Below are 21,791 nucleotides of genomic sequence, written 5' to 3'. Positions count from 1 at the left end.
CGCCGCCGGTGTCAGTGAGCGGCGGCGTCGGCGTTCTTCTTGCGGGCGCGGTAAGCGGCGGCCTTGTATTTGTTGCCGCAGGACTCCATGCCGCACCACTGGCGTCGCATGCCCCGCGAACGGTCGATGTAGACCCGGGTGCACTCGGGGTTGCCGCACTCCTTGAGCAGGGGCACGTCGGGCCCGTTCAGGAGCTCGATGGCGAGCCGGGCGATCGTGGACAGCGCCTCGTCGGGCGTGGCCGCCGTCCAGCGCCCGGAGGGGGTGAGCTGGGGCACCGCGGGAGGCTTGCGCGCGGCGCCGTTGACGACGGCCAGCGCCCCGTTGGCGTACTCCTCGCCGAGGCGGCGGTCGGTGACCAGTCGGTAGACGGCCTCGCGTACCGCCTTCGCCTGCTCGACGTCGGCCTCCTGGCTGGGGGAGACCGCGTCGACGATCCCGGACTCCAGGTACCAGGCGTCCAGTCTGTCCGGCGCCGCGAACATCTCGAAGCGCGTCGAACGCCGCGCCCGGAGGGTCGCGGCGAAGTCGAGGGCCGGGTTGCCGCACACGAAGACGTGGTCCAGATTCACATCACTATTTTGGCAGGTGACTGCTGGAACCGCCAAGTGCCTCGGGCGGTCCGAAGGGAATCGCGCGGCCACGAGTCGGCGTTCGTGGCGGTGAACCGGTCCGGGCGCGGCACATCTGTGCCGTGCCCTTCGGTGTGCTCGCGTCCCCCCTGTCCGTGACGGGGCTCCGCGTGCCGGCGCGAGTGACCCTGCGTCCGCGCGTCGAGCGTTCCGCCTGCGGGAGGGGCGACGGGTGATCGGTGAAGCTCGTTGTCACAGGCCCAGGTCGGCTGCCAGGCAGGAGAAGGAGTTCCAGGATCCTTCCGGGTTGTAGGTGTTCCTCGCCGCGTCGTGGGGCGTGGCCGCTTTCTCCTCGACCGTGTCCTCGTACCGGACACGCTCGGGCAACTGGCCGAACCGTGCGTGTCGCGCGGCCGCGGCGCTGTCCGTGGTGGTCTGACTCTCCATGATCACCCTCCGCTGGATCGGTGGCGGGCCGCACCCTCCGGCTCTGTGGACGTCAGACTGACACCCAGAGACGTCACCCGTCAAGGGGGTGACATAATTGACAGTCGTGGGACCTTCGGGCAGCTCGCCGCAGTGACTGACGAACCGCACGGCGACTCAGTTACCGCCATGGAAGGTGATCGCGGGTGACTGAGTGTCGAAGCGGCGCGGACGGCGCAGTGAGCGCGCGCCGGCGTGGTGGTCGACTGCTCGGGCGCGTGTCCAGCCGTCGGCGCTCGCAATGCGCTGAAGACACCGGCCATGACTTACGACTCCCGGTCAGCTGGCCGGTGGAGTCGGTGTGGAAGGGTGCTGGCGCCGCAGCGCGCCCGAGGGCTGAATCAGCTCAACTCGTCTCGCCCGTACGCCGTTTCGCGCGCAGGGCTTCCAGGAGCCGGAGCCAGATCTCGCTGGCCGTCGGGTAACTCGGGACGACGTGCCAGAGAGTGGAGACCGGGATCCGCCCCACGATCGCCGTCGTCGCCGAGTGCACGAGTTCCGCGATCCCGGCGCCCACGAAGGTGGCTCCGACCACCACGTCGTCGGCGCGGTCGACGACCAGTTTGGCGCGCCCGCGGTAGTCCGGGCGCATCACGTACGTGCCGGCGAGCGCGGCGAGGTCGTACTCGACGACTTCCACGTCGACACCGGCGTCCCGCGCCTGCTGCTCGGTCATCCCGGCACTGCCCACCTCGGGCTGGGTGAACACCACTTGGGGCAGCCCGACATGGCCGGCCGCGGCGGACGGCAGTTCGGCGGAGCCCTGTGCGCGCGCCGCGATCACCTCTCCCGCGATACGCGCCTGGTACTTGCCCATGTGCGTGAGCAGTGCCCGGCCGCACACGTCTCCGATGGCGTAGAGCCACTGCCCTTCGGCCTGCCGCACGCACTGGTGGTCGTCGACGTCGAGGAATCCGCCGGGACTCGGTCCGACGGTGTCGAGACCGATGTCCTCGGTGTTGGGGACGCGGCCCGCGGCCACGACGATCTCGTCGGCGACGAGGGCGGTGCCGTCGTCCAGCGTCACGCGGATCTGCCCGCCGTGCACGCGTCCGTGCCCGGTGTCGTCGGGAGCGGTCCGCTCCACGCGGGCGAGGGTGCGCCCCGCGTACAGCCGTACGCCGCTGTCACGCAGGTCCTCACCGACCAGCTCACCCGCGAAGGGCTCCAGCCGAGCCAGGAGGCGATCACCTCGGTGGACCACCGACACCTCGTCGGCGCCGAGACCGCGCAACCACGTGGCCGCCTCGCAGGCCACCACGCCGCCGCCCATGACGACCACCCGGCGCGGCACCTCACGCATCGTCGTCACATCGCGTGACGTCCAGGGCAGAGCCGCGCGCAGCCCGGGGATGTCCGGTACGGCGGGACGGGAACCGGTGTCGAGGACCACGGCGTGGCGGGCCGTCAGCGTCCTGGTCGAGCCGTCCGGGCGGCTGACGACGACCGTGCGCTCACCCGCCAGCCGTCCGTAGCCGCGAACGACGTCGATGCCCGTGGAGAGGGCCCAGGAGACCTGCGAGCCGTCGTCCAGGCCGTTGATCACGGTGTCACGCCGGGCGAGCACCTCGGCGGCGTCCAACTGGGCCGAAACGCCCGGCAGATGGGCCGCGGAGTCCACGACCTCGACCGGCCGCAGCAGTGCCTTGCTGGGCATGCAGGCCCAGTAGGAACACTCGCCGCCGAGCAGTTCGTCCTCCACGAGCACCGAGGACAGGCCCGAGAACTGGCCGGCGTACTGAGCGGCGTTCTCGCCGGCGGCGGCACCGCCCAGGACGATCACGTCCCATTCCGAACGGTCCGGATCCACGGTCGCGGCCATGCCTGCTTCTCCCTCGTCGCCGGGGCCCCGGCCCGCCCGTCACTGCGGCGCGACACCGAAGTGGCGGACCGGAGTCACACCGCCGGAGCCATCTTGCGTACCGTCCTCGTGCCACGTCGGGCGGACGAAGGCCCGAGCGGCGCCGTCCGGGCGAGCGCTGCCTTCCGGGACGGCACTACCGTCCGGGAAGGCGCTCCGTGATCTCCTGCACCGTCCAGCCGTTGCCGTCCGGGTCGGTGAACGAGACGAAGGACGCGTAGCTGCGCCGTTCCGGATCGGGTCCCGGCACCTGGTTCTCGCCGTTCGCCCGGTGGAAGACTCCCGCGGCGTCGTGGAAGACCTCGCTCACCTCGACTCCGCTGCGGGCCAGTTCCTGGCGCGCGGCCTCGATGTCCGAGACGACGAGGTGCAGGCCCTGCGCGGATCCGGGTGCGGCCGAACTGACCTTGTCGCCGAAGATCACCGAGCACAACGAGCCCGGGGGAGTCAGCTGTACCACGCGAAAGCCGTCCCCGGCGTCGAAGTCGGCGTCGAGCCGCCAGCCCAGTGCCTTGTAGAAGTCCTTCGAGCGGTCGACGTCGGCGACCGGGATGACCACGACTTCGAGTCTCATGTCCACGGTGAAGTCCTCCTGCCGTGTCGGCAGTTGTGGGCGCACCCCGTGCCGGTCGCCGCAACTCCCTTACCGACGTGCGGAAAGGAGTGTGCCGGCGGGACGGTAGGTGGTGGTCGTCCCGGCGTTGCGGCGGCGGTGTGGAGTGCGCTGCGGTGGGGCGCACGGAAAGCCGTACGGTCCTGCCCGGCGCCTGTCCGGGAGAGCTGCCGTACGGCAGCCGCCCGTGGCGCCGATGCCGCGCCGAGTGGTTGAAGGCGACGCGGCCTGAAGACCACTCCACGATACTGCGCACCCCCGGCGGCGCCACTTTTACGGACAAGCCGGACGGATCCGGGGATCCCGCACCTCGGTACGGCCGTCAAAGGCACTTACCGGACGCTCAGTTGCCGACGGTCAGAACGGCAGGTCGATCCAGGTGCCGTTGTCCGCCGTGCGCAGACACCCGGCGAGTCCCGCGTCCTCGAACGCGCGCCGGATGTCGCCGCGGTCCTCGCTGAAGTGCGCCCAGCTGTCGCAGTGGGCGGGAATCACGACGGGCGCCCCGAGCACGGACGCGGCGGCGCTCGCCCTCTCCGCGGTCAGGGTCAGCGGACGCCCGCGCATCTTGCCCGGCACCCGGGCCGCGCCCATGAACAGCACGGCGACGTCGATCGGCGCCATACGCCTGGCGATCCTGGAGACGAGTCCCACGGAGGCGTTGTCACCGCTCACATACACGGTCGGCAGACCGGCGCCGCGCAGGACGAATCCGGTCACCTCGCAGTTCACGTGCCCGTCCTGGTCGCGCTCTCCGTCGTCCGGTCCGTGCTGGGCGGGGACGGCGCAGACTTCGAGCGTTCCACCGTCGGGCCGGCTGATCGCGGCCATGTCCCAGGTCGCCAGCCCTTGCGCGGGGGAGCCCAGACGTGCGGCGGCGCTGGGGCCGGTGAGCACGAGTGGGGAGCCCAGCGCGAAGGCCCGGCCACGGGTGTCCAGGTTGTCGGGATGCAGGTCGTGGCTGATCAGGACGGCGTCGAGGGCACCCACGTCCGTCTCGGTCGCGGCGGGCCCCGCGGTCTTCGTCAGATACCCGTGGTCGCCGGCGTCGTCGAACGTGGGATCGCAGACCAGCCGAAGACCGCCGATGTCGATGACGGTGGTCGGTCCGCCGAGGACCGCGACGGCGCAGGGACGGCGTTCGGAACCGACTGCGTGAGCCATGACCGCACCTCACTGGTGAGTTGCCTCTCTCAGGACTCACTGTAACTGGCATGCCTGGGGGGCGTAGTTCGAGTGCGCGGGTGGGGCGGTCGCCCGGGATGCCAGCGAGGCTCGGGACGCCGGGCTGGAGGCGGGGAGGCCGGGTCAAACGCGGAGCGCTCTGGACCGCCGGCCGGACCGGCCGGGAACGCGAGGACGTGCCCGTGCCGAGCCTTCGCCCCGACTTCAGACTTCCTGGGAGGAGCGCGCCGCCTGTCGGCCGGCGCCCGTGACCCGCTGCTGCCTGGAGGACCAGTTGGCGGGCTTCGCCGGGGTGAGGGCGATCTCCGCGGTGATCACTTTTCCGGTGCCGTCCTGACCCGGTTCGACGGTCAGGCCGCGGCTGACGGCCTCGACGATCTCCAGGCCGTGGCCGCCGAGGCGCTGGGGGTTCCGCTCCAGTACCTGTGGTGTGCAGGGAGAGGTGTCCCGGACGCTGATCCGCGCCAGGGTGCCGTCCGGCGCGAGGTCGATGCGCAGGCTGCCGTCACCGGCGGTGTGACGCAAGACGTTGGTCACCAGTTCGCTGACCACTAGCTGGACGTTCTGCATGTCGAGGGGGGTGGGGGAACTCAGGCCGGATCGCCGGGTCCGCTCGAGGAACGCGCTCGCCGCGTGGCGCGCTCGCGCGCTCGTCATGGCGCCGCCGGCCCAGGAGATCTCCCAGTTCGGCGTCACGTTCGAGTCGGGCCCGGGCTCATCCGACGCCTGCTTCCTAAGCGGGATGGCCATGGGTAACACGCCCTGTCGATCTGTACTGCTTTGTCACTGTCGTGCCGTCGGCACGACAGCCCACATACCCCAGGTCTCCCACTTTAAAGGCCGGGACGGCCGCGCGACCGGCCCTCGACGTCACCGCGGACGACCGGCCGCCCGCCGCGCGAGGCCCGCCGTCAGCCCGCGTTTCCAGTGCCTGTGCAGGTGGGGGCGGCCGGCCGTGCCGGCGGCGCGTTCCGGGTCCCTCGCCTGCCCGACCGCCATTGTGTGCGCGGTCACGCCGGACGGCCACGCTCCGCCCGGACCGCGCCCGGGCCGGCGGCAGACGTACGCGGCTTGCGACCCCGTCGCGTCCCGAGGGCGAGCAGCCCCAGCGTCAGGCCGAGCCGGCTCGCGGAAGCCGTCACGTGGACGGCGAGGACCGTACGACGTGCGGAGCGGGTGAGTGTCACCCCGACACCGTGCAGGTCGGAGCGGGGGAGCGCGTCCGACCGGGGGAGCAACCGGCCGTACCGGCGTGGGCGTGCGTGGTACCGGTACGCGGCGGCCGACTCGGACGGGGCCCGCGCGCGAGCGGGTCGGCTCCCTGAAGTTTCCCGTGGTCCTCGGAACACGCGTCGGACCAGGCGGCACAAGGCGTGTACGGACGGTGACGCACTCGTTCGGCGTAGCCGCGCGGGCCGTGCGGGGCGGCCGCTCCTAGCGTCGGGGCGTCGGCCGCCGAAGGCCAGAAGGAGGCGTTACATGAGTCGCCGTGGAGTTGTGGGTGGCATAGTCGCCGCGATCGCATCGATCGCTCCCTTGTCCGGCGTCGCGCACGCTCAGGACCTCGACTGCCGCAATTTCGTCTACCAGGAGGACGCGCAGGCCGTCTTCGACGCGAATCCCGCGGACCCGAACCGTCTGGACGAGGACCAGGGTCCGGACGACGGCATCGCCTGCGAGGTCCTGCCGCACCGCCCTGTCGCCTCGTCGACGAGAAGCCCCCGCCCGACGCCCGTCACCCCGACGCCCGTCACCCCGACCCGCGGTGTCACCCCGACCCGTGGCGTTCAGGGTGGTACCGGTGGTGCTGTCGATACGGGGCCCTCCGTGTGGGACGTGAGCGTCGGTGCCGGATTCACCGCGGCCGGCGTGCTGGCGGCGGTCGTGGTGCTGCGGCGGATGCGCCGCGGCTGACGGTCCTGTGACGGACGCCGGGGTCGAGCTCCGGGACGGGCGAGGTCCGGCCTCTTCACCTGGGCGAACGGGTGAGAGTGACGGCCGCCCGGGGTGGCCGGGGCTCGCGGGCAGCGCGCCGACGCGGAGTCCCGGACGGCAGCGGATCGGCTTATGGAATGTTTATGTTCGCTGTTTGGGTGCAGTCGGAGGATGAATGCACTTCCGATTGTCTGAGGAGGAGTCGTGGGCATCATCGCCTGGATTCTGATCGGCCTTCTGGCCGGTGCCATAGCCAAGCTGCTGCTGCCCGGCAAAGACCCGGGCGGAATCATCGTCACCATGCTGATCGGTATCGCGGGCGGCCTCCTGGGAGGCTGGCTGGGCAAGGTCCTGTTCGACGTCGACTCCGTTGACGGCTTCTTCGAGCTGTCGACCTGGGTGGCGGCGATCGTCGGTTCCCTGATCCTGCTCGTGCTGTACCGACTCGTCACGGGCAATCGGCGTTCGCACCGCCACGCCTGACGTACCCGCGTAGGCCGGCCCCACCCTCCAAAGGGTGGGGCCGGCCTACGTCTGCCCCGCGCCCTCGGGCGAAGTCGGTCGGGTACCCGGACTCACCACGCATGACCGCGGGGAGGTGTGCAGACCGGCCTCCGGTCGGCCGGCTTGTGTCCGGCCGGGGTCAGGCCCTCTGGATGATCGGGGCGCCAAACTGCCCAAGTCACTTCCGCGTGATGTCAGTTAAGACAACCGGCGCAGTTGGGGCGTAGGTGTGGTCAAGCCGACGCGGTGGCGCAGTCACCGCGGCCACCGGAACGACTGCCGGCGCGGCTCCAGCGTGCCGGCCTTCGGACAGTCGCGTTCGGGGCGGCACACCCGCGGTCGCTCACCTCGCCGTGGGCACCGGCCGCCGCAGCAGATAGACGGCGGCGGTCGTCACGAGGACGGCCATACAGGCGATGAACACCAGCCCCGCCCCCTCCAGCCCGATCGGTTCCGTCAGCAGCCCCACACCGATGACGGGTACCGAGATGCCCGCGTAGGCCACCACGAACAACGTCGAGATCACGGCGGCACGGTGTTCGGGAGGGGACGCGCCCGCCACCGCGGACAGCGCCCCGCGGAAGGCGAGTCCCTGGCCGACACCGCCCACGAGCGCGCTCAGGACCACCAGGACGAGCAGGTCCCATCGCAGCGCGCCCGCGAGGAGGGCCAGCCCGGCGAAGAGCACCGCACAGCCCAGTGGCAGGGACCGGCTCACCCCGACCCGGCCGACGGCCAACTGCCCGACGGTCGAGGCGAAGAAGGCCAGTGCGACGACCAGCCCGCTCACGGCGTGGTTGCGCACGTCCAGCGACTGGGCGAGGAACGCGGGACTGACCGACGTGAACACCCCGAAGAGCGCGAAACCCACGAACGAGGCGATGGCGGCGGGTCCGAACACCGACCTGACCTCGGGCGGGAGGCCGGGCCGTTGCGGCCGTACGCTCTTCAGCGGTCGCCGCTCGCGGACGGTCTCCGGGAGCCACAGCAGGACGGCGGCCGAGCAGGCCACCAGGGCGAGGTGCACGGCGAACGGCAGGTACAGCGGCCAGTCGGCGTACTCGGCGAGCACTCCGGCGAGCAGCGGACCGCAGCCGAGTCCGCCCATGTTGGCGGCCGTCGCGACCAGTGTGGCCCGTGCCGTGGCACCCGGCGGCGCCAGGTCCATCACGTACGCCGTCGCCGCCCCGGTGAACAGACCGGCGGACAGGCCCGACAGCAGCCGTCCCGCGTACAGCCAGCCCAGCCCTTCGGCGGACAGGAAGCAGACGGCGCTCGCGGCCGCGAATCCCAGGCCCCACAGCAGGACGGGCCGTCTGCCGACGGTGTCCGAGGCGTTGCCCGCCGCCAGCAGCACGGCGATGACTCCGAACGCGTACACGGCGTACACGACGGTGACCGTCAGCTCGGAGAAGTCGAACTTCTCCTGATAGAGGCCGTACAGGGGAGTCGGCAGCGTGGTGCCGGCCATGCACACGGCGAACACCGCCCCGCCGAGCAGACACGGGAGCCAGCCCCGGCGATCACTGTCCATGCCGCCGACGGTAACCCCGCCCGCGCCCGGGGAGGGGACCGGCATGCCGTCTGCGGGGCACCGCGCTGGTAGCCGCGCGCGTGATCGTGTCTCGCCAGGCGCGAGCTCGTCCGCCTCGCCCCGCGTCTCACTCCCCCTGGGTCTGCCTTCCCCTCGACGGTGTGCTCCGGATGATCCGCTTCCGCGCTGTTGCGCCTCAACTGGCGCTGTCCGGCGGCGCCTGCGGCCAGTCCCGGGGTTCGCGGCAACTTGTGCGTCTCCTCTATCTGCCTCACCGCAACGGGTGTATGACAGGACAACACAATGACAGCAACACGCAGACATCTGCATGATCTATTGTCATGCCCTCAACATTGAGGAGTTTTGATGCGCCCCCATCACCTGGCGCTACCTGCGGCCTTCGTCCTCTGCGGCGCGCTGGCCACCCTCGGGGCCGCTCCGCCGGCCGACGCCGATTCGCTTCCCGCGGTCACGCCCTCGGCGGAGACGCCGACGCTGTTCGACGACGAACAGGGCGGCAACGCCAACGCCGACGATCCGGCGATCTGGCGGAACGCGGCCCATCCGGAGCGGAGCCTCGTCGTGGCCACCGCCAAGGAAGGAGGCTTACGCGTGTACGGGCTCGACGCACACCAGGTGCAGTCGATCCCCGCGCCCCCGCCCGCCTCGCCCGACGACGCCCCCGGCCGCTTCAACAACGTCGACCTCGTCTCCCGGTTTCCGCTCCCCGTCGGCCGGTCGGACCTGGCGGTCGTCAGCGACCGCGGCAACGACAGGCTCCGGATCTACCGCATCGCCCCCTCCGGTACCGGCGCTCCCCTCACCGACGTGACCGACCCGTCAGCTCCGCCCGTCTTCTCCTCGAACCAGGACGAGATCAACGACCAGCGCACCGCTTACGGCCTCGCCACCTGGACGGACCAGGCAACGGGACGCTCGTACGCCCTGGTCAGCCGCCGCAACGAAACCCGCCTCGCGCTCCTGGAGCTGCGTCCCACCTCCGCCGGAACGGTCGGCTACCGCAAGGTCCGCACCCTCGACCTGCCGTCCGCCTTCCCCCTCCCCGACGGCACCCTCTGGTCCCCGTGCGGTGAACCGGGCGAGGCCCCGCAGGTCGAGGGGATGGTCGTGGACCCGGCGAACGGACTGCTCTACGCCGGACAGGAGGACGTCGGCATCTGGAGGCTGCGCGCCGACCTCACCGGACCGCCCGTCCTGGTCGACAAGGTCCGGGAGTTCGGTGTCCCGGGCACCTACGACGACGGCACCGAGGAATGCACTCCTGGTGCCGACCCGGGCTACGGCGGCACCCGGCTCTCCGCCGACGTCGAGGGCCTCACCCTGCTCCAGGAAGCGGACGGCGACGGCTACCTCATGGCGTCGAGCCAGGGCGACAACACCTTCGTGCTCTACGACCGGGAGACCGACGAGGACAACGAGTACGAAGGCGGCTTCCGGATCGTGCCCGCGAGCGGCGCACTCGACGGATCCGAGCAGTGCGACGGCGCCGCCGTCCTCAACGCCCCGCTGGGCACCCGCTATCCGCACGGCCTGCTGGTCGTCCAGGACGGCCAGGACACTCCCGCCGTCACCGACGGCGAGGGCGGGGAGCGAGAAGCCACCGGGTTCAAGTTCGTGGACCTCGGTTCAGTCCTGGACCGCGTCGATCCGTGAGATGTCGTCAGCTCCGCCAGGTCCGAGACCGCGCATGGACCGACCTGACGCAGTTGTAGCCGACTGATGCAACGTCAGCCGGACCGGCACGACCTGAGCCGGTCCGGAACAGCCTGAGTCGGCTCCCGCCGCGCTGAGTCGGCGCCCACCCTGCCGAGTTGCACTCGTTGAGCTTCGTCTGCGTCGACCGGTCTGAAAGCGCCGGGCGTCGACTCGTATGCGAACGCGTCCGTACCGTCGATCACTTGGGGCCTGCGAGCCCGCCTCGACGTCTGCCGGGCGAGCGTACGTCCCGGGTGAACCGGCCGCAGGTCCCGACCGCCGGCCTTCCTTACCTCGTCCCAAATACCCTACGTCAGAATGGAGTTCCGCATGTCCAGCAACCCACCGCCTTCATCCTCGCCGAAGACACGACGGCATGTTCTGGCGCTCGCGGGCCGGTCCGCAGCCGGCATCGCCTTCGTCGGCAGCATCCCGGAGATCTTCGCGGGCACCGCAGCCGCCGCCACGCGGAGCTCGTCGGGCTACGGCCCCTTGGTCCCCGACCCCGACGGCCTGTTGGACCTCCCCCGGGGTTTCCGCTATCGCGTCCTGTCCCGTGAGGGCGACCCCCTGCTCTCGGGCGAGGGAACCGTACCCGGCAACCACGACGGCATGACCGCCCTGCCCGCCGGCAAAGGCGGCGTCCACCTCGTACGCAACCACGAGAACCGCCCGACCAACACCCGCGTCCCGGTGCCGGCGGTCGCGGGCCTGACCTACGATCCCGCCGCCACGGGCGGCTGCACCGGGCTGAGACTCGACCGGCACAACCGGGTGCTGGACGAGCGGGTCGCCATAGCCGGGACGGCCGTCAACTGCGCGGGCGGGCCGACGCCTTGGGGCACCTGGCTGACCTGTGAGGAGACCGAGGACAAGGCGGGCGCCAACGGCTACACGAAGGACCACGGTTTCATCTTCGAGGTCGATCCGGCCGACCCGCACCGCTCCGGCGCCGTTCCGCTGACCGCGATGGGGCGTTTCGCGCACGAGGCGATCGCGGTCGACCCGCAGAGCGGTGTCGTCTACGAGACGGAGGACTCCTCCGCACCGTTCGGCCTGTTCTACCGCTTCCTGCCGGACAAGCCGCTCGGCGGTGTCGGCTCGCTGCGCGCGGGCGGCCGACTGGAGGCGATGCGGGTCCCCAACCTGCCCGACCTGTCGGCGATCCAGACCCCCGGGACCTCCTTCGACCGTGTCGAGTGGCTACCGGTCCCCGACCCCCTCGCCCGGCAGACGGCGATCCGGCGCCAGGACTTCGGACCGAAGGCGGTCACCCACGCGCAGAAGCTGGAAGGCTGCTACTGGGGCCGCCGAGCGGTGTACTTCGTGTCGAGCTTCGCCACCAGCGCGGCAGGCTCCGCCTCCGACCACTACGGGCAGGTGTGGAAGTACGAGCCGCACCGCCGCCGTCTCACCCTGGTCGTCGTCTTCGGCCCGGACACCGACCTGCGGCTGCCGGGGGAGTCGCCCGACAACATCTGCCTGACGCCGAGCGGCGGACTGATGGTCTGCGAGGACGGGAACGGCGCCCAGCACGTCTTCGGACTCACCCGGCACGGCGAGGTGTACCCGATGGCGCGCAACCGCATCGACATCGGCACGCAGCAGGAACCGGAGTACGGCGAACTCGCGGGCGTCACCTTCTCGCCGGACCACCGCACGATGTACGTCAACGTCTACACCCCGGGAACGACGTTCGCGGTCACCGGACCCTGGTGCTGAACCGAGGGCCCGGGCGGCTCATCTCCAACCGCGCCCCCGGGCCCTCCTGGCCACCGTCGGACGGTCCGCAGCCCAAGGGGGACGAGTGATCGCGCACCCGCGATCCAAACGCGGACGAAGGCGGCTGGTGCGCGAATTCCGGGCATGTCGCTCACTGCCGTAATCGGAGGGCATCACCTCGTTTCCTACGACGACGGGATGGATACCCGGGGCGCCGACAACACGTTTCCACCCCGGTTCTCACCTTTGCCGGTGACGTGGCGCCCACCGCGCCACGGCGTTGACGGCGGACTGGGCCTGGACCGAGGAGGAGGGCTCATGACCGATACGGGACGTGTGCAACAGGCGGCGCAGACGTCGAAGGAGGAGGTGTCCCAGACCGCCGGGCAGGTGACGCAGGCCGCCGGCGAGGTCACGTCGACGGCCGTGGACCAGGCCAGGAACGTGGCGGACGAGGCGCGCCGGCAGGTCGGCTCGGCGCTGGGGGACCTCCAGCACCGGGTCCGCACGGAGGCCGACGGCCAGGTGCAGCGGCTGTCCGGAACGCTGCGGCAGTGGGCGCAGGACCTGACCGGGCTGGCCGACAACGCGCCGGGTGACTCTCCGGCCCGTGCCCTGGTCGACCAGGCGGCGGGCGGCGGCCACCGGGCCGCCGACTATCTGGACAAGAGCGGCGTCGACGGCGCGCTCCAGGACCTTCAGCAGTTCGCCAGGCGTCGCCCCGGCGCGTTCCTGGGCGGGGCCGTCGCCGCCGGGCTGCTCGTCGGCCGGCTCGCGAAGGCCGGGAAGAAGGCGAACCAGTCCGGCTCCGGCGGCGGCGTGCGGGCGGGGCAGGGCAACACCTTCCCGCAGTCCATCGAGCCGCCGCCCCAGACGCAACTGCCCCCGTCCCCGGCGGTGCCGCCCGCACCGGTCGTACCGCCCACCACTCCGCCGATCCCGCCGCACCCGGGGGTGTGACATGGCGTCGACTTACCCGCCGCCCGGAGCACAGGGACAGGGTCGGTCCGACAGCGGTGAGCAGTCCGTGGGCGCGCTGCTCTCCACGGTCACGTCCGACGTGCAGCAGTTGTTCCGCCAGGAGGTGGAGCTGGCCAAGGTCGAGGTCCGCGAGGAGGCCACGAAGGCGGGCAAGGCCGCCGGCATGTACGGCGGCGCGGGTTTCGCCGGCTACATGGTCGCCCTGTTCCTGTCGCTGGCGGCGGTCTTCGGCCTCGCCAACGTGATGGACGCCGCGTGGGCCGCGCTCATCGTCACCGCCGTGTGGGCCGTCATCGGAGCCGTCCTCTACTCGAAGGGCCGCTCTCAAATGAAGACGGTGTCACCCAAGCCCGAACAGACCGTCGAGACGTTGAAGGAGGACGCGGAATGGGCACGTCACCCGACCAAGTGAGGGCCGAGATCGAAGCGACGCGGGAAAGGCTCTCGCAGGACGTGGACCGGCTGGCGGACCGCACCAGCCCCTCGCGGGTCGTCCGCCGTCGCACCGAGCGCGTCCGCGGGTCCGTCACCGGGCTGCGCGAGCGGGTCATGGGCAGCGCCTCCTCGACCGCGGGCCAGGCGACCGACCGCACGCGCCAGGCGACCCAGTCCCTGCAGGAGTCGGCCGGACAGGCCACCGACAGCGCCAAGCAGGCGGTGGGCCAGGCCGGCGAAGCCGTCCAGAACATGCCGGAGCAGGCGATGCGCCAAACCCAGGGCAATCCTCTCGCGGCCGGTCTCATCGCCTTCGGAGCGGGCCTGCTCGCGGCTTCCCTGCTGCCCACGTCGCAGGCCGAGGAGCAGGCGGCCGCGCAGCTCGCCGACCGCGCCGACGGCGTCATCGAACCGGCCAAGCAGGCCGCGGTCGAATCGGCCCAGCAGCTCAAGCAGGACGCGACCGAGGTCGCGCAGGACGCCGCCCAGAACGTCAAGGAGACGACGGTGGACGCGGCGCGCACCACGCAGGAGGAGGCACGCGGCAAGGCCGGGCACGTCACGGAACAGGCCCGTGCCTCGGGCCAGAACATCGCCGAGGAGGCCCGGCGGCCGTCCGGCGGAGGGCTGTGACCGGCTGAGCCCGCAGGCCGCGGACTCCGCCGGAGAGACGAGTGGGGCCGCGACCCGCCACGACAGGATGTCCCCGGACGGCACCCGTCCGGGGACATCCTGTCGGCGCGAACGAGCCCGTGCACCGGGCGGCAGCGGGCCACGGCACCGGACGGACGTCGAAGGGGATCACCGGATCACGAGTCCCGGCTCGTGACGGCGTGAAGACGGGAGTGAACCATCGTGAGCACCATCAAGGACCAGAGCGTTCTTCAACTCGGCGGCCACGGCAGCGTCCTTGTCCGGCAACGCCGTGAACACATCCGGATGGACGAGCTGATGAACGGGTACTGGACCACCGGCGACACCGGCCGGCGCGAACAGATCCTGCAGCAACTGGTGCAACTGGTCTTCAGCCACGCCTTCGCCGAGGAGAGCGTGCTGTGGCCCGCCGTGCGACGCTCGGTCCCCGGCGGCGAGGAACTCACCGCCCGGGTCGAGGAGGAACACCAGGAGATCAACGACCTCGTGGCCGACATAGAGCGTCTGTCGCCGGGCGATCCCGAGCGCGAGGACAAGGTGCGGCAGGCCTTCGACCTGATACGGCAGGACATCAGGGACGAGGAGGACCTGCTGCTGCCGCGCCTCAAGGACGCCATGGAAGACGCCCGGCTGCGGGGACTGGGCACCGCCTGGGAGGCGGTACGGCGGACCGCCCCGACCCACCCGCACCCCGTCATCCCCAGGCGCCCGCCCGGGAACGCGCTCCTGGGCGTACCCCTCAGTCTCTACGACCGCACCCGCGACGCCTTCGGCCGCAACGGCTCGGCGCCGAACAAGGCGCTCGTCGTCCTGGGAGGCGCGCTGGCCGCCGCCACCGCCGTCGTCGTCGCGCGCAAACGGCACTGAAGCAGCGGCCGTCGCGAACGGGTGCCGGGTGCTCCCCGCGCAGACAGTCCGGGGGAGCCCCGCCCGTATACGTGCCCAGTCTCACCGCGCCCTGCCGCCGCCACCGTCAACCCGTCCGTCGAGAACGTGCCTTGACGACGGGGGAGTGGAGCCGCCGGAGCCGGTTGCCCCGGTGGCGAACGAGTCGGTCCACCGGGTCGGCCCTATCGACCGTCGCAGCACGAAGCCTGACGGGCCATCAGTCCCTGCGTGCGTCTCAGCGCAGTCGGCGTGCGCGCAGCACCACATCGTCGGTGTGGTGCGCGCCGGCGCCGCCGTCGGGTGCCACACGGGGCCGCTGCTCGTCGACCTCGATCTGCCAGTCGTCGTCGAGCAGGGCGGCGATCATCGAGGGCCAGACGTAGTCGGCGGGATCGAAGTCTCCGTCGTGCTCGTGCCGCGTCTCCATGCCGGCGTGATGCACGACCAGCAGGACGCCGCCGGGTGCGACCGCCGAGAGCAGTGCTCGCTCGGCAGCGGCGTCGGGAGTGCGGAGCAGTGCCGGGTACTGCGCGGAGACCAGGTCGAACGAGGCCGGCGGGAGCGCCGCCTCCGTCAGCGCGGCGTGCACCCACCGAACGGGGACATCGGCGTCGCGCGCGTGCCTGGCCGCCCGGTCCAGCGCCACGCCGGAGACCTCGATGGCGGTCACCTCCCAGCCCTCGCGTGCGAGCCAGACGGCGTCGGCGCCCTCTCCGCAGCCGACGTCGAGTGCCCGGCCGGGAGTGAGCCCGGCGACCTCGGCCTCCAGTGCCCCGTTGGGCCGGCCGCTCCACAGCCGCTCACGCTCGGCGTAGCGGTTGTCCCACTCCTCCCGCACCGCGGGGTCCCCGGCGTAGGTGTCGGAAGACGTCGGCGGTTCGGCCATGGTCGTTTCTCCTACGATGTCGTCGCTCACGGCTCCACGGTCGGCCAACGTGCAGCGTCCACGCCAATCCGATTGCCGGACCGGCAAAACCGGACGCGAACCTGACCATGGCTGTCCCTGACAGAACAACGTTCATCATCATGAATGTAACTCGGGTGTGGCGACGTCCCGTCAAGCCGACCGATGTGGGTAACGCCCGGTCGGAGGTGGCCTGTCATGAGATGGGTGGCACAGCGATGGAAATCGGTTGAGCGATCACTGTTCACATTCTTGTCAACCCGGCGACGGCCGCCCTATCCTCGCGGAGAGAAAGCGCTTTCCCGATGTGGGTCGACCGCACCGGAGAAGGCGGCCGCGGCACCGGCCGTCGCAGCCCGCAAGCCGTAACCGATCCGGCGTGGGGCGGCGTGAAGGCCGGCCGCACGAGATGCCGACGCGCCAGGAGTCAGGGATGAGCTCCGGGGTGCGGACGCGTCGCCCCGCCCGCCGTCGTGGCCACGGTGACGGGCAGCCGTAGTCAGGTCTCCACGGGGACACCTGGACGTCTGGTGGTGCCTCTTTCGGTATCGCGCAAGCCGAGCCGCGAGATGTACCCCAAGGCTCCGGTGTCCCCTCCCCACCCAAGCCGCACATCAGGTCAGAGCTGTTTCACCCGCACCACCGTCCTCTCGCCCCCCGGCGAGGACGACACCCGCACCGGACAGGCAGGCCCGGCTCCATGCGCATGCCTGACATGCGCATGGCAAGGAGGTCTTGCCGGCCTGCCCGCCGGGCTCGGACGTGCGCGGCACCCCCGGCACGCGATGACGAAAGACGAGGCAAGGATGAGAAAGCCAGTCGCACTGCGACTCTCCGCGGCACTCGGCACGCTGGCTCTGGCGGCGACGACAGGCGTCGTCCTGTCGATGCCCACCGCATCGGCGGCCGCGGCCGGAGCGACCGGGTTCGCCACCCAGAACGGCGGGACGACCGGCGGCGCCGGCGGAGCGACGGTCAAGGCCACCACCGGCACCCAGATCCACCAGGCCCTGTGCAGCAGGGCCGCCAGCAGCACCCCGCTCGTCATCCAGGTCGAGGGGACCATCACCGTCGGCAACACCGCCAAGGTGTCCGGGACCAGCTGCAACACCGCCGCAGGCGTGATCGAGCTGAAGGACATCAGCAACGTCACGCTCGTCGGAGTGGGCGGAGGTGCCGTGTTCGACCAGATCGGCATCCACATCCGCCAGTCCAGCAACATCATCATCCAGAACGTGACCGTGCAGAACGTGAAGAAGTCGGGCTCACCCACGTCCAACGGCGGTGACGCCATCGGCATGGAGACCGACGTGCACAACGTGTGGGTCGATCACGCCACGTTGGTCGCCTCGGGAGGTGAAGCGGAGGGCTTCGACGGCCTGTTCGACATGAAGGACAGCACCAAGTACGTCACCCTGTCCTACAGCATCCTGCGCAACTCCGGCCGTGGCGGGCTCGTCGGCTCCGGCGACAGCGACCTCAACAACGGGCCGGTCACCTTCCATCACAACCGGTACGAGAACATCGACTCCCGTACGCCCCTGCTGCGCGGCGCCACGGCCCACATCTACAACAACTACTACGTCAGCCTGAACTCGTCGGGCATCAACCCCCGGGCCGGCGGCAAGGCCAAGGTCGACAGCAACTACTTCAAGAACTCCAAGGACGTCCTGGGCACCTTCTACACGGACCTGCCCGGCTACTGGCAGGTCAGCGGCAACATCTTCGACAACGTGACCTGGTCGGCCCCCGGCGAGGACAACAACCCGGCCGGCCCGAACCCGACGTCGAACACGACCGTGAGCATCCCTTACGCCTACGCCCTGGACGGCGCGTCCTGCGTACCGTCCATCGTGACCGCGACGGCGGGCGCCAACACCGGCCTGAAGGTGTCGGACGGCAACTGCACGCCCACGACGCCCACGCCCACCCCGCCCTCGTCGCCCACACCGACTCCCACCCCGACACCGACCCCGACACCGACCCCGACGCCCACGCCGACGCCCACGCCGATCGGGACCAACCTGAGCCTCAGCGCCGACTCCGACGGGTCCAGCAAGGCGACCGGCACCAGCTACGGCTACGTCCGCGACGGGAACATGAGCACCTACTGGTCGCCGGCCGGCTCGACCGGCTCCATCTCGATCAAGTGGGGCTCCGCGACGGCCATCTCGAAGATCAACATCAAGGAGGCCTCCGGTGCCACCGGCAACATCGGCTCCTGGCGCGTGCTGAACGCGGACACCGGCTCCGTGTTGGCGTCGGGCAGCGGAGCGGGTGTCATCTCCTTCGCGTCCACGTCGCTGAAGAAGGTCACCTTCGAGATCACCGGTTCGAGCGGCACGCCGAAGGTCGCCGAGTTCGAGACCTACGCCTGACCGTGACGGCATGACCCGGCCGGCCGCACGAGTGGCCGGCCGGACACCTGCTCGGCATGCATCCGGGCGCTGCGGCACCGGGCGGGGCGATGCTCCGGCGTCCTGACTCCCAAGTGCCGCGGCTCCCGAAATGCGGGCGTCCAGGCGGCAGGTGGCTCGAACGCAGGGCAGCGTGGATCTCTCGGCGCCCGTGTTCCATGGGCCACTGTGCCGTCCGCGGCTGGATCGCGATCCGGTTCAGCGGTGCAGGGAGCGGTTGAGTTCCACCACTTCTTCCAGTGTGGGCGCGGACGTCAGCGAGGTGAGGCGCTTCATCTGGCGGTCACGGTTGTGCGGAGCCGCGTCGCGGTCGGCGGCGGCGAGGGCCGGGCCCAGGTCATCCAGCGTCAGCTCGGTGCAGTACGCGGGCGTCATCGGCTGCTGGCGCCAGGAGTCGGCCAGCACCCCGGCGTCGTAGGGGTCGAAGCCGCTCTCGTCGACCAGGCGCATGCCGACCTGCCGTGCCTCGTCGGAGTCCGCGGCGACCGGAATCGCGATACGGCCGGGGGTTCCGGACGGCACTCCCTTGGTCTCCAAGGTGCCTGCCAGGACCGCGTTCCAGGCCTTCACCACGGGGCGCCCCAACTGCTCGGCCACCCACAGGCTTTCCACCTGGCCGTTGTCCACCGCCTCGACGGGGCCGTTGAGTTGGGGGAAGTAGTTCGAGGTGTCGATGACGACGGTCTCGGCCGGTACGGAGCCGAACAGTCCCGCGACGTCCGGGATGCGCGCGAAGGGGACGGACAGGATGACGACGTCCTTGCCCAGCACGGCGTCGCGCGCGGTCACCGCGTGCGCCCCGAACTCCAGGACGGCGCCGCCGATGGTCTCCGGGCCACGGGAGTTCGCCACCTGGACGTCGTGTCCGCCGGCGCTGAGCACGCGCGTCAGAGTCGTCCCGATGGTCCCGGTGCCGATGACGCCGATCTTCATGGTGTGTCCTTCGTGGAGGGTGCGTCGCTTCCGGGTGGGAGGCGACGAGGTGTGACGGTGGGTAGAGCAGGGGCGTGCGGCGGCGGCGCCATGGAGACTCCTGGGGCGGGGTGCCGTACGCGGTGGGAGCCGCTTGCCTAGGTCGCGTCGTCGGGGCGGCGGTATCCGCTCTCGACCAGATCGCGCAGTCGGCCGAGCGAAGCCTCGTCGGCGGCGCCGGTGCCCATCAGCCACGCGATGGAGCAGGCCGAGAGGAACAGGTCGTACCCCGTCACCGACGGCCGTGCGGACCCCGCCTGCTGTGCGGCCCGCAGGTACTCGTCGGTCGTGGTGATGAGGTGGTCGCAGGGAAGGGTGAGGGGGTTGTCCGGTTTCTGTGCCTTGGCCGCGGCCATCAGCGGCTCCGGCAACCCGCTGAAGGCGCTGAAGTACTCCTCCATGGCCCGCAGCCACTGCCGGAGCGCCTCGGCGGTGTCGCCCATCTCGGCGATCTCCGCGCGACGGGCGACCAGTTCCTCGGTGCGGGTCTGCAGTACGGCCGCCAGCAGCGCCTCCCGGGTGGGGAAGTGCCGGTACAGCGTGGCGGGCCCGACCCCCGCGTCCTTGGCCACCGCCTCCAGGGAGGTGCCCACCCCGTGCCGGAGGAAATGCCGCTGCGCCGCGTCGAGCAGGGCGGCACGGTTGCGCAGCACGTCGGCACGGGGTTTGCGCCCCCGCTGGCCTTCGGGGCTCATGCGTGCTCCTGTCCGGTGTGATCCTGCGGATGAGGTGACTCGTGTGCGAAAACGGAAGCCGCCTCCGTATCGACTCGGCCCAGAGTAAAACGGAGGCGGCCTCCGGTCAATTCGGGACGCCCGCCCGGTTGCCTGTGGTGAGGAGGCGGCGGGGGATCGTGGGAGGTCGGTGCGTCACGCCGCTTCCCCGCTCTTCGGACTCGTAGCCGTCCTCTGAGTACGTCCGGCGGAAGAGGCGGCGGCGGTCCTCGAGAGGCGCCGGCGCTCGCAGCGGTGGCAGCGGTGGCAACGGTCGCGGCCGGTGCCGCGGGGCTCATCACTCAGGCCGTTTCGACCTCAATGGCCGCTCGCCCTCAGCGGCCGGCCCAGGGCCAGTCGGGTCACGCGTCGCCAGTCCGCCTCCGAGGCGCTCCGTGGCGTACCGGGGCGATGGCGTGGCACGCGGACCCTGAGTGCTCCGGGAGCGCTGCGGCACACGACCGGTGCGGGCAGCACGGTGTGTTCGCCGTCGATGCCGACCGGGAGGGTGCCGGTGTCCGACTCGACGACGACTTCCTCGGCGGTCAGGCGGATGAGTCCCTCGGTGCCGCGGGCGCGCGGACCGCGTACCAGGCTCGCCGCCTGAGCGGCGTTGTCGACCCGTACGCACACCACGCCGAGCTGTCCCGAGTCCAGCCGGTGCCTGCGTCCGGGATGCGCCGCGTCGACGGCACGCCCGTAGGGGTTGTTGCTCACGAGCAGTGCCTGGAGCCCCTCCGCGTGTGTCTGTCCGGCTCGCATCCGCAGCCGGGGCGCGTCTGCGCCGGTGAGGAGGCCGGGCAGGGAGCGCAGGATCGTCTGCGCCTTCGTGCCGCGGTACGCGGGGTCGGCCACCACGGACGCGTACGTCCCGAAGGAGGCGTTGTTGACGAAGACGCGGTCGGCGGCGTACCCGAGATCGACCCGGACCTCCACGGCGTCGGTCAGAGCCTGCAAAGCCTGAACCGGGTCGTCGCGGTCGAGTCCGAGGTCGAGTGCGAAATGGTTCCGGGTACCCACGGGCACCACCATGAACGGCAGATCGTGCTGGGCGGCGACCTCGGCCACCAGGGCCTGGGTTCCGTCCCCGCCCGCCGCCGCCAGCAGGTCGGCGCCGTCGGCGACGGCCCGCCGTGCCAGCTCGGCCACGTCCTGGACACCGTCCAGCACGGTCACGCGGCAGCCCGCCTCCCGGGCCTTCTCCACGAGGTGGAAGCGGCCCACCTTGCCGCCCCCCGAGCGGGGGTTCATGAGGATCCAGGGATGCCGGGCCGGCTCGGCGGCCACCTGTCCGGACGCGCCGGGCCCGGGTGCCAGAGCGGTGCGCGCCGTCACGGTGGCCAGCACCCACAGGGCCAGTGACAGGCAGGCGGGCCACAGCATGCCGGCCGCCGCGTACAGAGCGAGCACGGCCGCGGGCGCGGCCAGCGACAGGGCGACGCCGAGAACCCGGGCCACGCCGGTATGGGCGAGGACCCACCACGCACCGGCGACGGCGAGTGCCAGCCCGGCGAGGCCGACCACCAGCCACAGCACGCTGCGCAGACCGCCGATGACGAGAGGCACGACGACGGCGGCCAGCAGGACGAGCAGCGCGAGGCGCGCCCATCCGGGGCCGCCTTCCCGCGAAGTCCCCGCTGGGAGTGGGCTGTTCATGGGTACCGTGCCGTTCGTTCCACGTACGCGCCCTTCCCGTCGG

Annotated in this window: 20 protein-coding genes; 9 read left to right on the top strand and 11 right to left on the bottom strand. The window is 71.2% G+C overall.

Going from position 1 to position 21,791, the window contains the following annotated elements; genetic code table 11:
• Window positions 1-11: 11 nt before the first annotated feature.
• The 6 genes from ACWGIS_RS21410 to ACWGIS_RS21385 all read right to left on the bottom strand — a co-directional run bounded on the left by ACWGIS_RS21410 (window position 12) and on the right by ACWGIS_RS21385 (window position 5,467).
• Entirely contained in the window at window positions 12-572 is a 561-nt protein-coding gene (locus ACWGIS_RS21410) for a CGNR zinc finger domain-containing protein (RefSeq protein WP_453364022.1), read from the bottom strand.
• 252 nt (window positions 573-824) lie between these two features.
• Window positions 825-1,019: a hypothetical protein gene (locus ACWGIS_RS21405; protein ID WP_453364021.1), complete on the bottom strand. Its 195-nt coding sequence runs from the start codon at window positions 1,017-1,019 to the stop codon at window positions 825-827.
• A 385-nt stretch (window positions 1,020-1,404) separates the two neighbouring features.
• On the bottom strand, window positions 1,405-2,880 hold the full coding sequence (locus tag ACWGIS_RS21400; RefSeq protein ID WP_453364020.1) for a dihydrolipoyl dehydrogenase family protein: 1,476 nt from the start codon (window positions 2,878-2,880) through the stop codon (window positions 1,405-1,407).
• A gap of 175 nt (window positions 2,881-3,055) precedes the next feature.
• Window positions 3,056-3,499, bottom strand: a complete 444-nt coding sequence (locus ACWGIS_RS21395) for a VOC family protein (RefSeq protein ID WP_453364019.1) — start codon at window positions 3,497-3,499, stop codon at window positions 3,056-3,058.
• A gap of 390 nt (window positions 3,500-3,889) precedes the next feature.
• Window positions 3,890-4,696: an MBL fold metallo-hydrolase gene (locus tag ACWGIS_RS21390; RefSeq protein WP_453364018.1), complete on the bottom strand. Its 807-nt coding sequence runs from the start codon at window positions 4,694-4,696 to the stop codon at window positions 3,890-3,892.
• Window positions 4,697-4,921: 225 nt separating this feature from the next.
• Window positions 4,922-5,467, bottom strand: coding sequence for an ATP-binding protein (locus tag ACWGIS_RS21385; protein WP_453364017.1), 546 nt, complete (start codon window positions 5,465-5,467; stop codon window positions 4,922-4,924).
• Window positions 5,468-6,196: 729 nt separating this feature from the next.
• On the opposite strand from ACWGIS_RS21385, the gene ACWGIS_RS21380 reads away from it, so the two are divergent.
• Window positions 6,197-6,631, top strand: coding sequence for an excalibur calcium-binding protein (locus tag ACWGIS_RS21380; protein WP_453364016.1), 435 nt, complete (start codon window positions 6,197-6,199; stop codon window positions 6,629-6,631).
• 225 nt (window positions 6,632-6,856) lie between these two features.
• Window positions 6,857-7,135 (top strand): GlsB/YeaQ/YmgE family stress response membrane protein, encoded by a 279-nt coding sequence (locus ACWGIS_RS21375; RefSeq protein ID WP_121407947.1) that lies wholly within the window; start codon window positions 6,857-6,859, stop codon window positions 7,133-7,135.
• Window positions 7,136-7,499: 364 nt separating this feature from the next.
• Here ACWGIS_RS21375 and ACWGIS_RS21370 read toward each other — a convergent pair whose 3' ends face one another.
• Window positions 7,500-8,690 (bottom strand): MFS transporter, encoded by a 1,191-nt coding sequence (locus ACWGIS_RS21370; protein WP_453364015.1) that lies wholly within the window; start codon window positions 8,688-8,690, stop codon window positions 7,500-7,502.
• 366 nt (window positions 8,691-9,056) lie between these two features.
• Here ACWGIS_RS21370 and ACWGIS_RS21365 point away from each other — a divergent pair, with 366 nt between their 5' ends.
• The 6 genes from ACWGIS_RS21365 (at window position 9,057) to ACWGIS_RS21340 (ending at window position 15,065) form a co-directional block, all read left to right on the top strand.
• Entirely contained in the window at window positions 9,057-10,364 is a 1,308-nt protein-coding gene (locus ACWGIS_RS21365; RefSeq protein ID WP_453364014.1) for a phytase, read from the top strand.
• A 372-nt stretch (window positions 10,365-10,736) separates the two neighbouring features.
• Window positions 10,737-12,128, top strand: coding sequence for an alkaline phosphatase PhoX (locus ACWGIS_RS21360; RefSeq protein ID WP_453364013.1), 1,392 nt, complete (start codon window positions 10,737-10,739; stop codon window positions 12,126-12,128).
• A gap of 318 nt (window positions 12,129-12,446) precedes the next feature.
• Complete coding sequence (locus tag ACWGIS_RS21355; RefSeq protein ID WP_453364012.1) at window positions 12,447-13,088, top strand: hypothetical protein; 642 nt, start codon at window positions 12,447-12,449, stop codon at window positions 13,086-13,088.
• A 1-nt stretch (window position 13,089) separates the two neighbouring features.
• Window positions 13,090-13,521 carry a phage holin family protein gene (locus ACWGIS_RS21350; protein ID WP_453364011.1) on the top strand — a complete coding sequence of 144 codons (432 nt, stop codon included), beginning with the start codon at window positions 13,090-13,092 and terminating at the stop codon, window positions 13,519-13,521.
• On the top strand, window positions 13,497-14,177 hold the full coding sequence (locus tag ACWGIS_RS21345; protein ID WP_453364010.1) for a DUF3618 domain-containing protein: 681 nt from the start codon (window positions 13,497-13,499) through the stop codon (window positions 14,175-14,177). The genes ACWGIS_RS21350 and ACWGIS_RS21345 overlap by 25 nt, the downstream gene beginning before the upstream one ends.
• A 222-nt stretch (window positions 14,178-14,399) precedes the next feature.
• Complete coding sequence (locus ACWGIS_RS21340) at window positions 14,400-15,065, top strand: hemerythrin domain-containing protein (protein WP_453364009.1); 666 nt, start codon at window positions 14,400-14,402, stop codon at window positions 15,063-15,065.
• Window positions 15,066-15,321: 256 nt separating this feature from the next.
• Here ACWGIS_RS21340 and ACWGIS_RS21335 read toward each other — a convergent pair whose 3' ends face one another.
• Complete coding sequence (locus ACWGIS_RS21335) at window positions 15,322-15,972, bottom strand: class I SAM-dependent methyltransferase (RefSeq protein ID WP_453364036.1); 651 nt, start codon at window positions 15,970-15,972, stop codon at window positions 15,322-15,324.
• Between the two features lie 824 nt (window positions 15,973-16,796).
• On the opposite strand from ACWGIS_RS21335, the gene ACWGIS_RS21330 reads away from it, so the two are divergent.
• Complete coding sequence (locus ACWGIS_RS21330) at window positions 16,797-18,368, top strand: pectate lyase family protein (protein ID WP_453364008.1); 1,572 nt, start codon at window positions 16,797-16,799, stop codon at window positions 18,366-18,368.
• Between the two features lie 237 nt (window positions 18,369-18,605).
• Here ACWGIS_RS21330 and ACWGIS_RS21325 read toward each other — a convergent pair whose 3' ends face one another.
• The 3 genes from ACWGIS_RS21325 to ACWGIS_RS21315 form a co-directional block, all read right to left on the bottom strand.
• Window positions 18,606-19,340 carry an NADPH-dependent F420 reductase gene (locus ACWGIS_RS21325; RefSeq protein WP_453364007.1) on the bottom strand — a complete coding sequence of 245 codons (735 nt, stop codon included), beginning with the start codon at window positions 19,338-19,340 and terminating at the stop codon, window positions 18,606-18,608.
• Between the two features lie 137 nt (window positions 19,341-19,477).
• Window positions 19,478-20,074 (bottom strand): TetR/AcrR family transcriptional regulator, encoded by a 597-nt coding sequence (locus ACWGIS_RS21320; RefSeq protein WP_453364006.1) that lies wholly within the window; start codon window positions 20,072-20,074, stop codon window positions 19,478-19,480.
• 336 nt (window positions 20,075-20,410) lie between these two features.
• Window positions 20,411-21,748: a diacylglycerol/lipid kinase family protein gene (locus tag ACWGIS_RS21315; RefSeq protein WP_453364005.1), complete on the bottom strand. Its 1,338-nt coding sequence runs from the start codon at window positions 21,746-21,748 to the stop codon at window positions 20,411-20,413.
• Window positions 21,749-21,791: the final 43 nt, after the last annotated feature.

Source organism: Streptomyces sp. NPDC054842 (genome assembly GCF_053611025.1).
This window is presented reverse-complemented; position numbering and strand designations above follow the sequence as displayed.

Excerpts from the sequence above, each read along its gene's own strand:
- ACWGIS_RS21385 (WP_453364017.1), bottom strand. The coding sequence starts at position 5,467 with ATGGCCATCCCGCTTAGGAAGCAGGCGTCGGATGAGCCCGGGCCCGAC.
- ACWGIS_RS21380 (WP_453364016.1), top strand. The coding sequence starts at position 6,197 with ATGAGTCGCCGTGGAGTTGTGGGTGGCATAGTCGCCGCGATCGCATCG.
- ACWGIS_RS21345 (WP_453364010.1), top strand. The coding sequence starts at position 13,497 with ATGGGCACGTCACCCGACCAAGTGAGGGCCGAGATCGAAGCGACGCGG.
- ACWGIS_RS21400 (WP_453364020.1), bottom strand. The coding sequence starts at position 2,880 with ATGGCCGCGACCGTGGATCCGGACCGTTCGGAATGGGACGTGATCGTC.
- ACWGIS_RS21335 (WP_453364036.1), bottom strand. The coding sequence starts at position 15,972 with ATGGCCGAACCGCCGACGTCTTCCGACACCTACGCCGGGGACCCCGCG.
- ACWGIS_RS21350 (WP_453364011.1), top strand. The coding sequence starts at position 13,090 with ATGGCGTCGACTTACCCGCCGCCCGGAGCACAGGGACAGGGTCGGTCC.
- ACWGIS_RS21355 (WP_453364012.1), top strand. The coding sequence starts at position 12,447 with ATGACCGATACGGGACGTGTGCAACAGGCGGCGCAGACGTCGAAGGAG.
- ACWGIS_RS21390 (WP_453364018.1), bottom strand. The coding sequence starts at position 4,696 with ATGGCTCACGCAGTCGGTTCCGAACGCCGTCCCTGCGCCGTCGCGGTC.
- ACWGIS_RS21320 (WP_453364006.1), bottom strand. The coding sequence starts at position 20,074 with ATGAGCCCCGAAGGCCAGCGGGGGCGCAAACCCCGTGCCGACGTGCTG.
- ACWGIS_RS21405 (WP_453364021.1), bottom strand. The coding sequence starts at position 1,019 with ATGGAGAGTCAGACCACCACGGACAGCGCCGCGGCCGCGCGACACGCA.
- ACWGIS_RS21325 (WP_453364007.1), bottom strand. The coding sequence starts at position 19,340 with ATGAAGATCGGCGTCATCGGCACCGGGACCATCGGGACGACTCTGACG.
- ACWGIS_RS21365 (WP_453364014.1), top strand. The coding sequence starts at position 9,057 with ATGCGCCCCCATCACCTGGCGCTACCTGCGGCCTTCGTCCTCTGCGGC.
- ACWGIS_RS21360 (WP_453364013.1), top strand. The coding sequence starts at position 10,737 with ATGTCCAGCAACCCACCGCCTTCATCCTCGCCGAAGACACGACGGCAT.
- ACWGIS_RS21330 (WP_453364008.1), top strand. The coding sequence starts at position 16,797 with ATGAGAAAGCCAGTCGCACTGCGACTCTCCGCGGCACTCGGCACGCTG.
- ACWGIS_RS21315 (WP_453364005.1), bottom strand. The coding sequence starts at position 21,748 with ATGAACAGCCCACTCCCAGCGGGGACTTCGCGGGAAGGCGGCCCCGGA.
- ACWGIS_RS21370 (WP_453364015.1), bottom strand. The coding sequence starts at position 8,690 with ATGGACAGTGATCGCCGGGGCTGGCTCCCGTGTCTGCTCGGCGGGGCG.